Consider the following 14,708-nt stretch of genomic DNA (forward strand, 5'->3'; position numbering starts at 1 on the left):
TTTATGCGAGTTACTATTAAAGAAGTTGCTAAATTGGCAGGAGTTTCGCCTTCTACCGTTACCCGTGTTGTCCAAAATAAATCCAGCATCAGCGATGAGACCAAAAAAAGAGTCCGTAAAGCTATGAAGGAATTGAATTATCATCCTAATCTTAATGCACGTAGTCTTGTTAGCAGTTACACACAAGTTATTGGTGTTGTTTTACCTGATGATTCCGATGCTTTTTATCAAAATCCATTTTTTCCTTCAGTCTTTCGCGGGATTGCTCAGGTAGCTTCTGAGTTTCACTACGCTATTCAAATTGCGACCGGGAAAAATGAAAAAGAACGCATGGAAGCTATTTCCCAAATGGTTCTAGGAAAACGTGTGGACGGACTCATTTTTCTCTATTCTCAGGAAAATGATCCATTAGTGAAAATGGTCAGCGAAGAACAATTTCCTTTCTTAATTTTAGGAAAATCTCTTTCGCCATTCATTCCTTTGGTGGACAATGACAATATTCAAGCCGGATATGATGCAACAGAATATTTTATCAAAAAAGGCTGCCGCAATATTGCTTTTATTGGTGGTAGTAAAAGGTTATTTGTGACACAAGATCGTTATAAAGGATACCAAAAAGCGCTAGAAGATTACCATTTAGAGCTTGACACTCAAAATACAGCCTTTGCAAATGAATTTTTGGAAGATAAAGGATATCAATTTACCAAGCGCCTTCTCAGTCATGATACAAAAATTGATGCTATTATCACAACAGACAGTATGCTGGCAGAGGGAGTTTGTAATTATTTAAATGAAAATCAATTATCTGTTCCCATTCTAGCCTTTGACTCTATTAAACCCAAACTTGATTTAATAGCTTATGTAGATATTAACACATTAGAGCTAGGACGGGTTTCGTTCAAGACTATTCTACAAATTATCAATGATACCAAAGAAAATCGACAAATTTGTTATCGCCAATTAATTCCACATCGCATTATCGAACAATAAAGAAAGGAAGTTTATGGCTTTCCGAACATTCCAAGCCTACTTAGATGACCAAAGTCTCATCACGATCGAGTTAGAAAAACAATTTTATACTGAACAATTACAATTTACAATCGAAACGGTTGATAGCACACAAACCTTACAGATAAGAACTCTGGAAGAACAAGATGACTTCGTGCAATACAGTCTTGCTCCTCTTGAGCCGTTAGATTTAACCAGTCATTATTGGATTTACGACCAAGATCGCAATAAAACCTTTTTGCAATTTCGCCATATTGTGAGAAAACCGATTTTTGACCAGACCTTTGCTTATGATGGCGATGACTTAGGAGCTCATTACACTCCTAAAGTAACGACTTTTAAACTCTGGACTCCTATTTCCGAGCAAGTTTTGCTCCATTTACAAAATCAAGTTTATCCGATGACACTTGGTGAAAAGGGCGTTTGGCAAACAGAGGTCTCTGGAGATTTTGATGGGGCTGCTTATTACTATCTACACAAAGTGAATGGTCATTGGGTGGAAGTCCACGACCCTTATGCCCTATCTTCTGAAAGCAATTCTGGTGTTAGTTATGTTGTCAATCCAGAGAAAATTACTCGTCCAATTCACCGAGCAGCAACACAAATTCCAATAACAAAAGCTGTTATCTACGAGATGAGTGTGCGAGATTTTTCCATGCAAAAAGAAGCTGAGTTTTCTTACCCTGGGAAATTCAAGTCCCTAACAGAGTCTCCTGATTTGCAAGAACACACTTTGGGAATGGATTATGTCAAACAACTGGGCATTACTCATATCCAACTCATGCCAGTGTATGATTTTGGCAGTGTTGATGAAAACCATCCAGAACTCGTGTATAACTGGGGCTACGACCCTATGCAATACAATCTTCCTGACGGCAGCTTTGCAACAAATCCACATGATCCTTATACAAGAATCGTTGAATTGCAAGAAGCAATCGCTGCTTATCATCAAGCTGACATCAGTGTTATCATGGACGTCGTTTACAATCATGTCTACAATCCCAAAACCTATGCTTTTGAAAAAATCGTCCCAGGCTATTTCTTCCGCTACAATCACAACGGAAATTTGACAAATGGTACGTTTTGTGGAAACGATGTAGCCAGTGAACGAGCAATGGTTCGTAGCTATATTAAGCATTCCCTCAAACAGTGGTTGACAATCTATGGATTTGACGGATTCCGCTTTGACCTCATGGGCATTCTAGATATAGAAACCATGAAGCAGATTGCAGAGGAATTGAAGTCGCTTTATCCAAATGTTTATTTGTATGGAGAAGGGTGGCGTATGAATACGGGACTCGATAGCAATCGACTTGCACATCAATTCAACGCTGACAAATTACCAAGCTATGGATTTTTCAACGATCATTTTCGCAATACAATAAAAGCAACCATTGCAGAAGGGCAACAATTATCAGAGGTTCATTCGCTAAATTCCATAGAGAATGTTCTAACTGCTAATATTGGCTTCTCAGGTACTGGTACTGAGCACTTTATCGCACCGCAACAAGCAATCAACTATGTAGAATGCCATGACGATGCAACTGCTTTTGACTATTTTGCGATTCAAAATCCAAAGATTGATTTGAAGGAACGGCTTGATAATGCCCGTCTCGCTCTGCATCTCTCCTTACTTGCACAAGGGGTGCCTTTTATTCACAGCGGGCAAGAGTTTTTCCGTAGTAAAAACCTCATGGATAATACTTATAATGCTCAAGACGCCATCAACCGTCTTGATTGGCTACGCTCAATTGAATATGAGAAAGACGTAGATTTTGTTCGCCAGTTGATCCAATTCAGAAAAGCAAATCTGCTCCTCAGTTTGGAAACAAGAACAGAAATTAAAGATTACTGTTCTGTCGAATGGCTAAGTGATTCTGTGGTCGAATATAAAATTAAAGAAAAAGAAGATCAAATCACAATCCTCATTAACTTTGGAAACGAAGCATTTAGCTATCCAAATCAGGATAAACAAGCTATTTTTATCAACTACCCAGAGATCAGCCTTGACGTTCCTCTCAATACTAACAGAGATTCCTATACTGTCCCTGCAAAACAAGTTCTCGTACTTAAATAATCGTGAGGCTGGGCAAAAACACCATTTTTAATCAGAAATAGATAATCAACGACATTATAAAAGGCTTAAAATCAAGATTTATTTAAACCAGATTCTAAGCCTTTTTGCTTTTATGCTTGTTTTTGCCCAGCCTCTATTTGTCCCGCACCGAAGGCCGCGAGACAGACTGCAAGTCATATAAAAAAACATCAGATTGACCAAACTAGCCAATCTGATGTTTTATTCTTCTACGAAACGTCCAAGAATGTGAACATTATCTGCTACCGATACAAAAGCATGCGGATCGGTTTTACGCATGATATGCTTGAATTCATTAAATTCAGCACGCGTAATAACTGTAATCAAAACTGCTTTTTTCTCATGATTGTAGGTACCTTCTGCACCATTGATAATCGTTGCACCACGATGCAACTTATTGTGGATTTTTTCAATAACGGCTTCAGGATAACTGGTAATAATCATAGCTTGCATCCTCTTTTGCTTAGTAAAGACTGCATCTGTCACACGGCTTGACACAAAAATCGTAATCATCGAATATAGTGCATATTTCCAGCCAAAAGTCACACCGGCAATAATCATAATCATGCCATTGACCATAAAGGAAATATTTCCCACATTTCTGCCGGTTTTCTTCCGAACCGTCAAGCTGACAATATCCGTCCCACCACTGGAAATATTGGAACGCAAGGCAAAGCCGATTCCCATTCCCATGATAACCCCACCAAACAAGGCATTGATAATCGGGTCATTCGTTAAAGTCACTTCAGGAACAAACTGGATAAACAGCGAGCTCATGGAAACGGTTATAAAAGTAAATACCGTAAATTTGTGCCCAATTTGATACCAAGCCAAAATCATCAGCGGGATATTGATGAGATAGAAAGTCACAGAAACCGGAATAGTAAATCCTAAAAAACGCGTACTTAAAGCGGCTAAAATCTGTGCCAATCCAGTCGCACCGCTTGAATAAACATGTCCCGGTTGAAAGAAAAGATTCACTGCAACCGCAGATAGAAAACCATAAATGAGCGAAGCAGAAATCTTTTCATCGTACTTCTCACGAGAAATACTCTTAAGTACTCGTATCAACTTAAAATCATAGGCTAGACGGCGCAAATAATAACGCAATCGTTTGTAAATCTTACTTTTCTTCATGAGTTTCTACTTGTAAACTTAATTCTTCAAGTTGTTTAGCGTCGACTATGCTTGGCGCCTGAGTCATTGGATCACTTGCTTTGTTGTTTTTAGGGAAAGCAATCACTTCACGGATATTTTCCTCGCCAGCCAGCAACATGACAAAACGATCTAGCCCAATTGCCAGTCCACCATGCGGTGGAAAACCATAATCCATTGCTTCTAGCAAGAAACCAAATTGATCAGTAGCTTCTTCTTCAGAAAAACCAAGGGCTTTAAACATTCGTTCTTGCAAATCTTTGTGGTTAATACGAAGACTTCCACCACCCAATTCATAACCATTCAAGACAATATCATAAGCAATAGCACGAACCTTGCTCAAATCACCTTCTAATTCATGAGCTGTGTCTGCTTGTGGAAGAGTGAATGGATGGTGCGCACTCATATAGCGACCTTCTTCTTCCGACCATTCAAACATTGGCCAATCCACAACCCAAAGGTAATTAAATTTCGATTCATCAATCAAGTCTAGATCTTTTGCAAGACGAACACGAAGAGCTCCCAAGGATGCATTGGCAACTTCAAGCGTATCCGCTACAAAAAGAACCAAATCATTGTCTTCAAGCTGTAAAGCATCTGTCAAGTCACTTGTCAAGTCTTTCAAAAACTTAGCAACTGGTCCATTTAGTTCACCTGATACCACTTTCACCCAAGCAAGTCCTTTTGCTCCATACTGTTTTGCTTGCTCTGTCAACTTATCAATATCTTTGCGAGAATATTTATCAGCAGCATTTTTCACAACAATCGCTTTAACGGCTGGTGCTTCTGAGAAAACTTTAAAGTCAATTCCCTTGACAAGTTCTGTCAAGTCTTGCAATAGCATCTCAAAACGTGTATCTGGCTTATCACTTCCATACAAAGCCATTGCATCATCATATTTCATTCGTGGGAATGGCAGTGTAACCTCAATCCCCTTCGTTTCTTTCATCACTCGAGCAATCAAGCCTTCTGTAATATCCTGGATTTCTTGATCAGATAGGAAAGAAGTTTCTAAGTCAACCTGTGTAAACTCTGGTTGACGGTCTCCACGTAAATCCTCATCACGAAAGCATTTTACAATTTGATAATACCGATCAAATCCAGCATTCATCAACAGTTGCTTGGTAATTTGAGGACTTTGTGGCAGAGCATAGAAATGACCTTGGTTCACTCGACTTGGTACCAAATAATCACGCGCCCCTTCTGGAGTTGACTTAGTAAGAAACGGCGTTTCCACATCAATAAATTCAAGCTCATCCAAGTAATTGCGGATAGAATGTGTTACCTTAGCCCGCAATTTCAAATTTGCCAACATTTCAGGACGACGAAGGTCTAAATAACGGTAACGGAGACGGGTATCATCATTCGCTTCAATACCGTCTTTGATTTCAAATGGAGTCGTTTTGGCCGTATTGAGAACTGTCAAATGCTCCACGTGTAATTCAACGGCTCCCGTTGCCAATTTATCATTCGCCTGCGTACGGGCCTCTACTTTTCCAGTCACTTCGATCACATATTCGCTTCGCAAACTTTCAGCGGTTTCCATGACTTCTTTATCCACATTTTCAGGATTGATAACTAGCTGCATTATGCCTTCACGGTCACGCAAATCAATGAAAATCAGTCCTCCCAAGTCACGACGACGGGACACCCAACCTTTCAAAGTGATTTTTTGACCAACATGTTCACTACGAACACGCCCGGCATACATTGAACGTTTCATTTTTATTCTCCAAACTTTTAATTCTTTTACTATTTTACCACAAAAGCGATGAAAAAGAAGACATGCTTTTCAAAATCTTCATATCTTAACGTAATATTTTTACAAAAGAAGATGACGACTCACTTCTTACTCTCTTTGTCATATAATTCAGGATGCAAAACCTTGACTACATAACTTGATGCTAAGCGCAATAGCCCTGCTGCCAAGCCAAAAATCGGTGCTAAAAACCGAAAAAAGAAATTTCCTCTTACAAAATAGGCAATTCCTCCTATAATCAAAAAAACAATTAGAAACTGAATTACAGACGGAATGATTATTTTTTTCATTGTTCTCTCCACTTCTACGTCAACGTTCTGCTATGTTACGAGAGAAAAAAGCCATTTGACTGGCCTTCTCCCTTTTTAAATTAAAACCCCAGTTGTTCAAAAATTGTTTGAAAATCTTTTTGAATCTGATTTAAGCTGACTGTCAATTCTTCACGAGTATAATTGTTTTTGACGGTAACTTGGTTGCTTTCAATTTCACTTTCGCCAAGAGTTATCAACACTTTAGCAGAAAAAGCGTCTGCTGACTTGAATTGCGCTTTCAACTTACGATTTAAATAATCACGTTCAGCTGTAAATCCTTGCTTACGAAGTGCTTGTACAATTTCCAAAGCTTTGTTATTAGCACCGTCTCCCAAAACTGCAACATAAACGTCTAAGCTATCCTCCAGCGGCAAGGCTACACCCTGCTTTTCAAGAACGAGAAGCAGGCGCTCCACGCCCATTCCAAAGCCAAAACCAGCCGTCTCTGGTCCACCAAAATAAGCAACGAGGCTATCATAACGACCGCCTGCACAGATTGTCAATTCATTACCTGCCACATCTGCAGTAAATTCAAAAATCGTGTGATTGTAATAATCCAATCCGCGAACCATGTTGGTATTGATAACATAAGGAATTTTTAGTGCTTCCAACATCGAACGCACAGCTTGAAAATGAGTTTGGCTTTCTTCATCTAGATAATCTAGGATAGAGGGTGCATTTTCAACAGCGAGTTTATCTTCTTTTTCCTTACTGTCTAGCACACGGAGAGGATTTTCTTCCAGACGACGCTGGCTATCTTTAGAAAGACTGTCTTTCAACGGCGTCAAATAATCAATCAATGCTTGACGATAAGCGGCGCGACTCTCCGCATTTCCCAAACTATTCAACTGCAACGTTACACCTTGAATACCAATTTCATTGAAAAATTGAGCTGCCATAGCGATTGTCTCCACATCTGTCGCAGGATTGTTGGAGCCAAAACACTCTACACCAATCTGATGAAACTCACGCAAACGCCCTGCCTGAGGACGCTCATAACGAAACATAGAGCCCATATAATAAAGTTTCACCGGTTTTTGGACTTCTGGTGCAAAGAGCTTATTTTCCACATAAGAACGTACAACTGGTGCTGTTCCTTCTGGACGCAAAGTAATATGACGGTCGCCTTTGTCATAAAAATCATACATTTCTTTGGTCACAATGTCAGTCGTGTCGCCAACAGAACGACTAATCACTTCATAATGCTCAAATAGTGGGGTACGAATTTCTGCGTAATGATATTTTTTAAATGTTTTGCGAGCAAATTCTTCTACATATTGCCATTTGACAGACTCTTGAGGGAGAATATCCTGAGTCCCTTTCGGTTTTTGTAATTTCATAGCTTTCCTCTTCATTCATATAATATAATTATTTTACCACAAGTAGCCGATTTTGAGGATAGTTTCGGTATATTTTCTCTGAAAAGCTAGCACGCTCTGCCATTTTCCAAAAAATAAAAGAAAATCTGTCAAGTAACTTTACTTTACAAAATTTTTTTGATATACTATTACAGTTGATGAAAATCAAAGAGATTGAATCGAACTTATATTAAAAGGAGAATAAAGAAAATGGCAGTACCTGCACGTCGCACTTCAAAAGCGAAGAAAAACAAACGCCGCACTCACTACAAAATTACAGCTCCATCTGTACATTTTGACGAAACTACTGGAGATTACTCACGTTCTCACCGTGTATCCCTCAAAGGATACTACAAAGGACGTAAAATCGCCAAAGCTGCAGCAGCAGAATAATAGAAGGGAGCTATCATGCGCGTAAATATCACACTTGAACACAAAGCATCTGGTGAACGCTTGTACCTTACTTCTAAAAACAAACGCAACACTCCAGACCGTCTTCAATTGAAGAAATACTCACCAAAATTACGTAAACATGTAGTGTTTACAGAGGTGAAATAGGGATTCACTACACGTCAATGGGCGGTAGAAACCTTGATTTAAAGCGATTCTTGAAATTTCAAATTTCACTACATTGTAATAAAAATCAACCGAATCACTACCTTTTTCACTACCTTTTTTGAAATAAGATTTTGATTCGGATATTAAAAAGTAAGAGAAACTTCATTGTGGGGTCTCTCTTTTTTTATACTTTCATTCCTAAAAATCCTAGAAATAGCATGGTCTTTTCTAGGATTTGTGGAATTTAGACATACAGATATGGAAATCTGTATGTCTTTTGGTTCCGTAAAACTTGAAAAAACAATGCTTTTGTGATATGATATATAAAGTATTGAAATAACTTGTAAGGAGAAATATCAAAATGCACGGTGGTATAAGAGATGGAGCGGGTAGAAAGACAAGTGTAAACAAAAAGAAAGCTGTAACAATTTACTTAAATGATAGCGAAATCGAAACTATCGAAAAGATTCCTCTGCCGAATCAAAAGACTTTCTCTAAAAAATGTCGTGAATTAATTTCTGTTGGTATTAAAGAAATCTCTAATAGTCTTGAGGATTCAGAAAATACAATTAAGTTTATTGACCTTTTTAGTGGTCTAGGTGGTATAAGATTGGGATTCGAACAGGCATTGGCTGAACATGGATTGGTGGGAAAATGTGTTTTTTCAAGTGATATTAAACCTGCAGCTATAAAGGCATACCATAAAAATTTTAACCATAACCCAGAATGTGACATTACAAAGGTAAACCCAGCAAGTATTCCCAATTTTGATTTTTTGCTAGCTGGTTTTCCTTGTCAAGCATTTTCGCAAGCAGGCTTAGGTCTGGGTTTTCAAGACACGAGAGGAACGTTGTTTTTTGATATTGCAAAAATTCTAATGGAAAAAAGACCTCTTGGTTTTGTATTAGAGAATGTTGAAGGACTAGTCAATCATGACAAAGGTAAAACATTCAAAGTCATTACTACTACTCTTGGAGAGCTAGGATACAATATTCAATACAAGGTATTAAACGGAAAAGACTTTGGATTAGCTCAGTCACGCAATCGTATTTATATCATTGGTTATAAAAATACTCAATTACCTGAATTAACAGATTTTATTCATACTCATTCAACTTTAAAAGATGTGATTGAAAATGATGTTCCGCCCATTGAAACAGAATTTACCAAAAAACTACTTACTCATTATGATATTAAAGATATTTACGGTAAGGCAATAAAAGATAAACGTGGCGGAGAAAATAATATTCATAGCTGGGAAATTGGGCTTAAAGGAGAGATTACCGCAAAACAAACAGAATTACTAAATTTACTTCTTAAACAGCGACGCAATAAAAAATGGGCAGAGATTATTGGAATAGACTGGATGGATGGCATGCCTCTTACTAAGGAAATGATTTCTACATTCTATGATAATTCGAACTTGTCTGAAATGCTTGATGACCTCGTAAGCAAAGGATATCTTGCGTTTGAATATCCTAAGAAAAAAGTCGGAAATAAAAGAGTCCCCGATGAGACTCTTGAAAAGGGATATAATATTGTAACTGGGAAATTATCGTTTGAGTTTTCTAAAATTTTGTCCCCAAATGATGTAACACCTACCTTAGTTGCAACCGATGTTAGTAAATTAGCCGTTCCTGTTAATGATGGTATTAGAAAGCTCACTGTCAAAGAGGGGTTGAGATTATTTGGTTTCCCAGACAACTATGATTTAACCCACCTCAATGAAACAGAGGCGTTTGATTTATTAGGTAATACGGTATGTATTCCTGTCATTAAAGCTGTATCTGACAAGCTGTTATCAAGCCATCTAAATTATATCCGAGAGAGTTCTAGTAATTCAATAATCTAACACCTTTGTCTTCCAATCTTCAGCTGTGAAATCAAGTACTGAGCTTGGATATAATTTAAAAGCTTCATAGATAGCCTCTATAAACTGTTCCTTACTTTGGAAACTTTCCTTACGGTGAAAAGCACACGGTCTGATAGCATAGGGGCTATTTCGTTTAATTTGTAAACCAATTGGGTACTTTTGAGATTTATTAGTAATTTCCCAGATTCGTTTGAGATAAACCTGTTCTACGGTAAATCCTTTTGAAAAGCCATCATTTGCAGGTTTATAGCCTAGAATGATAAAATAAGCATTTAATTTACTAGGACTTTTATAGGTTTGATTTATGAAACTATGAAAATTAGCTATATCGAATGCTGGAGCATTATTATAGTTCCAAGCCTTTACTTCAACGTCATATTGTTTACCATCAAAATTAGCTACAAAGTCTGGAAATTCTTGAGTATGTTCTCCAGGTTTTATGTCAACATCAAGATAAGTAAACCAACTAGGCAGCCACTCTTGTAGAGAGTTTCCTATAATATCGTTTCCAGAGTATACAATAGGATGATTAGCAAAATTTATCGTAATATTTCCTTGTTTACCTTCTAACTGCTCTTTTGTATATTGAAATAATTCATCAATAGAAGTGATTCTGACCATATTAAGCTCCTTGTTTTTATTCACATCTATTATATCATTTATATCATTGAAAAAGGCAAAATTTCCAATTTAACTATTATTGCATATACCATATTTAAAGGAGAACCAATGATAACTTTTTTTGAACTATACTACTCAGATAAAATACCAGCTCGTTTAATAAAACTTAGAGAAAAATATAGATTGACACAATCAGATGTAGGAAATTCCAGTCAAGTTAGTCAAATTGAAAAAGGAAAACGTCCTATTACTAACACAATACTCTACGATTTGAAAGAAAGGACTGGACTAGATTATGCAGATGTAATTTTTGGAAATCTAAATGAGTTTATAGAGGAGTTATTTTACCATTGCTTTAGTACAATACTATATAAAGATTTCTCAATTGAACGGTATAATAAAGTTTATAAATTCCAAAGTAGAGAGTATGTTGAAATACAAGAAATATGTTTAAGACTTGCCAAAACTTTTGCTAACTTCAATATACAGAGAAAAAATTTCAATGAGGATTCTGAAGAGCTGGAAATGGATACATTTCACAAAAAAGATGATATAAATATAATGATGGGAGATAAGGGATTTAATCCTGCAAGAAGTCTAAGAGAAAGTTCCATAAACGAAGAAACAGTAATTGATTTTGAAGAAATGTTCAATATTTTATGGTTAATGTTAGAAGATAAATTGGTTCAATCCTTCAAGGTCAATGTTTGCAACTCATTATTTGAATTAGATAAAGATGATTTTCCAGATAATTTTAGTTTAGATAAAATCGATTTCCTTATAAATAAATGGTGGTCTAATAACATTTCATCTGAAATCATACCTAATTTAATCAAAAAACTTAAAGAGAATCCTTTATTTAATATCGGTTATATGGTGGATGAAATATTAACTAAAATGTACAGAGGAGATATCCCAAACTCTCTACTTAATTCAGTTCCATTACGGATATCAAAAGAATATGGTACCAATTTTGGTTTAACTCTTGTAGGTGGTCAACAGAGTCAAAAATTAGACCCTGTAAAAATAAATCAGGTTTATAAAGATTATATGGAATTAATCTCTCAAGGTAAGGAAATTAGTGAACTCTATCAAAAATATTCAAAGGAAGATTTAACAAGACTGGGCGTGAGCATATATGAGTCACAACCAATAAATAAGATTGAGGAAAGAACTTTTGATGAGATACTAAATTTAGTGACCAATCCTTATTCGACTAGAAAAATTCAAAATTACGATTTTGTTGAAATTGAGCAAACCAGATTCACTCCAGAAGATAAAGCTAGAGTCGAAGCTGGGATACAGAAAGATATGACAGATATCGAGATAATGAATCATGCTGAGTTATATGACCTGAATTTAGATAACAAGAGTGTGACACGTAAAATTGAAGGATTACTAACTAACAATACACAAGTGACATACTATTTTCAAGAAAAATTAAATGAAGAATTGTTAGCTATGGCAAATGCGTTAGACAATGTTCAGCAAGCTTTTATTAGATTATTAGATGAAGAAGAAGTTAAAAACTTTTCTCTTTAAGACTAGGGTTCACCTAGTCTTTTTTTTTACTCATTATTTTACAAATTAGCCTCTTAAAGTAAAAAAAGAAGTAAAAAATAAAAAGAGTTCATGATTTATACTAGGTATATCAAGAAAACATCTTGATAAATATTATTTAATAAAGTCCTAATTGATGGCCATCAAATGGACGGATTTGAAACATATATGACAACTCTGACAATGACAGTCAAGTTATACATATCTCTGTTTATCCGTTTCTTTGGTGTGCCTTTTTACATCTGTTCGGTATTCAGTATGGTTCATAACAGTTTCTTTCCGTCCTAAATATGGACTTGGAAAGAGGCTACAATGGCAATTAACACTTTCAACAATCGACTCACTCCAGAGGATAAAAAAGAATTAGAGCGTTGGGATAAATTACTACGTAATGAAAACAAAGCATTTGCTAATGCAAATCGTAGAAATCGCTATCATAATCTTGGAAGTCTTGATGAAAACATTTCTCTTGATGGGCGTGAAACAGATAGATATGAAGTAACTAAGGGAAATTCACCATCTGGTGAAGAAGCCTATCTAACTAATGAACTATTCGATAGTGTTCTCAATTTCATTAAAAGTCTGACAGAAGAAGACCAAATTATTATGATTAACAAATTGGCTGATAAGCCTATGTCTTCAACTAAATTAGCAACAATGACAGGGCTTAGCGATAAAACTGTAACAGCTCGATTCAAAAAACACCAAAAGACATTGCAACAACTTGTAAAAGATTATAGCTAATCTTTAAACTGGTAATCAATCTGATTATCAGTTTTTTTTTGAAAATTATTCCGAATTTTACTTCCTCAATCTCCTTAAATATAGGAGATGAAAATAATTTAAAATTTTTAAATTATTTTCCTAAATTTCTCCGAATTTGTATCTCCTAATCTCCTAATAGATAAGGAGGAAAAAATTTAAGTCCAGCTCATGACCTCAAACCGAGCATGTCTCAACACTACAAAACAAAAATAGAAAACAAGAGGTATTTCGAAATGAAAATGAAAACACAATATCGCAAAGGCGGTTACTCAAATCAAACAGCAGAACAATATATTGATTTACAAGCCCCCATCTATTTACTTAGTGATGAACTTGAACCACAACAACGCTTTGAGGACGGTAAACCAACAGGTGAAATCATCGCTTATAAAACATGGTTTGGTCAAAAAGGTCTTCCACCATTTCAGGTGAAATTTCCTGACGAACCTTCTCTTCCTGACTATTTATCACTTGTCTCTTTTGAAAACTTGATGGCTTGCGAAGTCAATTATAATGTTTACTTCAAAGCAGATGGATTGAAGGAGGTCAAATAATGGTTCAATTTCTTGCCAAGCAAGAGTTGGAACAATACCTGTTGCAGAGTCTAAACATGGCTTTAGGCTCTGTATTGCAGGGTGAAACATCTTATACCAACTCTTTTAATATCAGTGTACTAGATGATGGTTTTATCTTCATCCCACGTCTCCCATCTGGATTTATCATAGATGATGAACTATACCAGAAGATTTTCTTAATCGCAAATGCTTCGTTATATCCACAATATACACTACTGAAGCAAAACTCAGCTTACTTTGTGGCATTGAAAACAAATGATATTCATGTTCAGCGTGGTTTGTTCTTCCCGTGGAAAAAGGGAATCTCTGAACGTCTTATCATCTCAGACCTTGACCAATTTACAAGCACTGTAAAAGAAAATCAAATTCCTTTAATGAAGAATCTAGTGGTAGATTATGACAAGGTTACTTCTATTGCTATCGCAGGAAATTCAGGTAGTGGTAAAAGCTATGCTCTCACTTATCTACTTAGCATTCTGAAGAATATTTCCGATTTGATTATTGTAGACCCCAAATTTGATACTCCATCACGATGGGCACGAGAAAATCGAATCCCTGTTATTCACCCTAAACAAAATCGGTCTAAGTCGGATTTTGTCTCTGAAATCAATGAAAATCTCAGTGATTGCCTAGATATCATCCACAAGCGTCAAGCAATTCTATTTGATAATCCCCGTCATGAATTCAAACATTTAACAATTGTTATTGATGAAGTATTGGCTTTATCAGAAGGTGTCAACAAAAACATTAAGGAATCCTTTTTCTCCTTGCTATCTCAAATCGCCTTACTCGGACGTGCTACCAAAGTACACTTATTACTTGTAAGTCAACGATTTGACCACCAAACTGTTCCTGTATCTGTACGTGAGCAACTGAATGTTCTCATCCAGATTGGAAACATCAACAAGCGAACAACTCAATTCCTGTTCCCAGACCTTGACCCCGAAGGGATTGTAATTCCAAATGGCAAAGGCTGTGGTCTTGTTCAAATTATTGACAATGAACATCCTTATCAAGTCTTACCTCTACTATGTCCTACGTATTATACAAAGAAAGGTATTTTGTAGCCA

The 14,708-nt window shown here is 36.3% G+C and carries 14 protein-coding genes; 9 read left to right on the forward strand and 5 right to left on the reverse strand.

Annotated elements, in window-relative coordinates; translation table 11 throughout:
- The first annotated feature begins 3 nt into the window (after positions 1-3).
- Entirely contained in the window at positions 4-990 is a 987-nt protein-coding gene (locus tag IYQ23_RS06080; protein ID WP_003026679.1) for a LacI family DNA-binding transcriptional regulator, read from the forward strand.
- Between the two features lie 13 nt (positions 991-1,003).
- Complete coding sequence (pulA, locus tag IYQ23_RS06085; RefSeq protein WP_195674382.1) at positions 1,004-3,085, forward strand: type I pullulanase; 2,082 nt, start codon at positions 1,004-1,006, stop codon at positions 3,083-3,085.
- 219 nt (positions 3,086-3,304) lie between these two features.
- Here pulA and IYQ23_RS06090 read toward each other — a convergent pair whose 3' ends face one another.
- The 4 genes from IYQ23_RS06090 to hisS all read right to left on the reverse strand — a co-directional run bounded on the left by IYQ23_RS06090 (position 3,305) and on the right by hisS (position 7,668).
- Positions 3,305-4,240: a YitT family protein gene (locus IYQ23_RS06090; protein WP_070496861.1), complete on the reverse strand. Its 936-nt coding sequence runs from the start codon at positions 4,238-4,240 to the stop codon at positions 3,305-3,307.
- Positions 4,227-5,981, reverse strand: a complete 1,755-nt coding sequence (gene aspS, locus IYQ23_RS06095; RefSeq protein WP_195674383.1) for an aspartate--tRNA ligase — start codon at positions 5,979-5,981, stop codon at positions 4,227-4,229. The genes IYQ23_RS06090 and aspS overlap by 14 nt, the downstream gene beginning before the upstream one ends.
- Positions 5,982-6,100: 119 nt before the next feature.
- Positions 6,101-6,307 carry a hypothetical protein gene (locus tag IYQ23_RS06100; protein ID WP_049516944.1) on the reverse strand — a complete coding sequence of 69 codons (207 nt, stop codon included), beginning with the start codon at positions 6,305-6,307 and terminating at the stop codon, positions 6,101-6,103.
- An 80-nt stretch (positions 6,308-6,387) separates the two neighbouring features.
- Positions 6,388-7,668: a histidine--tRNA ligase gene (gene hisS, locus IYQ23_RS06105; protein WP_195674384.1), complete on the reverse strand. Its 1,281-nt coding sequence runs from the start codon at positions 7,666-7,668 to the stop codon at positions 6,388-6,390.
- A 228-nt stretch (positions 7,669-7,896) separates the two neighbouring features.
- Here hisS and rpmF point away from each other — a divergent pair, with 228 nt between their 5' ends.
- The 3 genes from rpmF to dcm all read left to right on the forward strand — a co-directional run bounded on the left by rpmF (position 7,897) and on the right by dcm (position 10,096).
- Positions 7,897-8,079 carry a 50S ribosomal protein L32 gene (rpmF, locus tag IYQ23_RS06110; RefSeq protein ID WP_003026691.1) on the forward strand — a complete coding sequence of 61 codons (183 nt, stop codon included), beginning with the start codon at positions 7,897-7,899 and terminating at the stop codon, positions 8,077-8,079.
- 15 nt (positions 8,080-8,094) lie between these two features.
- Complete coding sequence (gene rpmG / locus IYQ23_RS06115) at positions 8,095-8,244, forward strand: 50S ribosomal protein L33 (protein ID WP_003026692.1); 150 nt, start codon at positions 8,095-8,097, stop codon at positions 8,242-8,244.
- 361 nt (positions 8,245-8,605) lie between these two features.
- Entirely contained in the window at positions 8,606-10,096 is a 1,491-nt protein-coding gene (gene dcm / locus IYQ23_RS06120; RefSeq protein ID WP_195674385.1) for a DNA (cytosine-5-)-methyltransferase, read from the forward strand.
- Here the strand turns inward: dcm and IYQ23_RS06125 are convergent.
- Positions 10,085-10,738, reverse strand: coding sequence for an NgoBV family restriction endonuclease (locus IYQ23_RS06125; RefSeq protein WP_195674386.1), 654 nt, complete (start codon positions 10,736-10,738; stop codon positions 10,085-10,087). The genes dcm and IYQ23_RS06125 overlap by 12 nt on opposite strands.
- A 111-nt stretch (positions 10,739-10,849) precedes the next feature.
- On the opposite strand from IYQ23_RS06125, the gene IYQ23_RS06130 reads away from it, so the two are divergent.
- The 4 genes from IYQ23_RS06130 (at position 10,850) to IYQ23_RS06145 (ending at position 14,705) form a co-directional block, all read left to right on the forward strand.
- Positions 10,850-12,280, forward strand: coding sequence for a helix-turn-helix domain-containing protein (locus IYQ23_RS06130; protein ID WP_195674422.1), 1,431 nt, complete (start codon positions 10,850-10,852; stop codon positions 12,278-12,280).
- A 330-nt stretch (positions 12,281-12,610) separates the two neighbouring features.
- Positions 12,611-13,042: a sigma-70 family RNA polymerase sigma factor gene (locus IYQ23_RS06135; protein ID WP_195674387.1), complete on the forward strand. Its 432-nt coding sequence runs from the start codon at positions 12,611-12,613 to the stop codon at positions 13,040-13,042.
- 260 nt (positions 13,043-13,302) lie between these two features.
- Positions 13,303-13,617: a hypothetical protein gene (locus tag IYQ23_RS06140; protein ID WP_195674423.1), complete on the forward strand. Its 315-nt coding sequence runs from the start codon at positions 13,303-13,305 to the stop codon at positions 13,615-13,617.
- Complete coding sequence (locus IYQ23_RS06145; protein ID WP_195674388.1) at positions 13,617-14,705, forward strand: cell division protein FtsK; 1,089 nt, start codon at positions 13,617-13,619, stop codon at positions 14,703-14,705. The genes IYQ23_RS06140 and IYQ23_RS06145 overlap by 1 nt, the downstream gene beginning before the upstream one ends.
- Positions 14,706-14,708: the final 3 nt, after the last annotated feature.

The sequence above is a fragment of the Streptococcus sp. HF-100 genome, assembly GCF_015594635.1.
GTDB lineage: Bacteria > Bacillota > Bacilli > Lactobacillales > Streptococcaceae > Streptococcus > Streptococcus vaginalis.